Origin of the sequence: Rhodococcus sp. LB1, assembly GCF_001583455.1 — a bacterium.
In the GTDB taxonomy this organism is placed as follows: Bacteria; Actinomycetota; Actinomycetes; order Mycobacteriales; family Mycobacteriaceae; genus Rhodococcus_F; species Rhodococcus_F opacus.
The window spans coordinates 1-1,972 of record NZ_LTCZ01000115.1 but is presented as its reverse complement, the minus strand read 5'-3'; the positions used below and the strand labels follow the sequence as shown (position 1 = coordinate 1,972).

The following is a 1,972-nucleotide window of genomic DNA, read 5'->3' as shown; positions in this document are numbered from 1 at the left end:
TTCACGATGGGCTGGAAGTGCCCGGCTGGCGTTGGTCAACTCGGTCACCTACGACTCCTGGCCGGCGCCCCACGTGGTGCCCGCCCGAGACGAGCCCGCGTGATTTCCGATGATTGAGGTGACGCCCCAGTCAACACGCCGAGGCCGCCCTCGCACCACCGGAGATGCCAATTGTGATCGATGCGGTCGACAGGTGGGCCGGATCCGCGCCCGCTGGCCCGACGGTGCAATCTGCGGCATCTGCTTCTACGCTGCGATGCGCACCCACGGCTCCTGCACGATCTGCGGGTTGGAGCGGCTGCTACCCGGCCGCCTCGATTCCCACGACGGCCCGATCTGCGGACCGTGCGCCGGCATCACCGACGACCTCGCCTGTTCCCGATGTGGTGTCGAGGCCGAGCACTACCGCCGGAGCATCTGCGCTCGCTGCGCTCTTCGGGACGACCTCACAGAACTGCTGATCATCGATGCGGCGGATCCCGGCACCATGACCGCTCTTGTGGAGGGGCTGTGCCGTGACGAGCGACCCGAGAGCGTTATCACCTGGATGCGGCCGGCGCAGATGCGAGAGATTCTGCGCAGGTTAGCGGTTGGTGAGATCTCGATGAGTCATGAAGGGATCGACGGGCTCGGGCACGGCCATCGAGTTACCCATCTCCGGGGTTTGCTCGAGCATCATGGTCTCCTACCCGAACGCGACGCCTATCTCGCCCGCTTCGAGCACTGGCTGCGGGTCAAGTTCGATGCCATCGGCGCGGCCGCCGTGCGGCAACCCGTCGAGCAGTTCGCGACGTGGCACCACCTTCGGCGGATCCGCGCCATCTCGGCCACCGGATCCTCGACGCGCGGTCCGGTCCACGCGGCGAAACAGGAGATTACCGAGACAATCAAGTTCTTGGACTGGCTCCTCCAAGCACACGGCCGCGTCGCCTCGACATGCAACCAACACGACGTCGATGAATGGCTGATCGGTGGACCAACCACCCGCCATAGCATCCGGACGTTCTTCGTCTGGGCTCTTCGGGCGCGGGTCAACACCACCGTCCTGATCAACCACCGCAGCGCCCGCTCCTCCCCCACCATCACCCAGGACCAACGGATCGCCTGGCTGCGAGAACTGCTGACCGGTAACAGCGAATCCCTGCCATATCGGATCGCCGGCACGCTGCTGCTCCTCTACGCTCAACCCATCGCGAGGATCGCATCCCATCGCACCACCGACATCCTCCTGGCGCCAGACGGTCCATATCTTGCCCTCGGTACCCACCCTGCCCCCATTCCGACGCCGTTCGCGGACATGCTCACCGAACACCTCGCACAACGACCCAACCTGCATGCCGTCCGAGATGGTGACTCGGAGTGGCTCTTTCCCGGCCGCACACCCGGCAGTCACCTACACCCCAACACGATCATGAACCGACTTCGCACCCTCGGTATCGACCTCCTCGGTGCTCGCACCACCGCAATCCGAACATTGGTCACTGAGGTGCCAGCTCCGATCGTGGCGGACATGCTCGGCTACAGCCAGCAGAACGCACATCGCCACGCCGCCGAAGTGGCGCAACCTTGGGCCGGATACGCCGCAGGACCACAGACAAAAGGAACACAATGACTGACGCACACCAGGGCACCTGGAACGGCTGGAGCTGACTCCGTCATCAGTCGGAGTCCACATACGCACCGACCGAATATGCAGGGTTACCAGTAGGGATACCCGGTATCGCATCAGATGACGGATCCGGTCATCCGAACACCGCCTTGTAGATTGCGGCCACGACTACCCCTTTTAGACCGGGACCGCGACGTCCTCTATGGCGAATGGCCCCACCGTGCGTGACTGGCGTGAGTACTCTGATTCTTCTGGTCAGGAGTGCTGTGCACCGAGAGCTGTTGGCGAGTCTGCGTCGTCGGGACGGCCGGGCCAGACGCGTTCCGCAAGGGAGAGGACCGGAGGCAGGGCCGGGTTGTCCGA

Annotated in this window: 1 protein-coding gene; it reads left to right on the top strand. The window is 64.3% G+C overall.

Annotated elements, in window-relative coordinates:
* Nucleotides 1-256 precede the first annotated feature (256 nt).
* A complete protein-coding gene (locus AZG88_RS18115) occupies nt 257-1,612 on the top strand; it encodes a recombinase XerD (protein ID WP_082833361.1) in 1,356 nt (451 codons plus the stop codon).
* Nucleotides 1,613-1,972 lie beyond the last annotated feature (360 nt).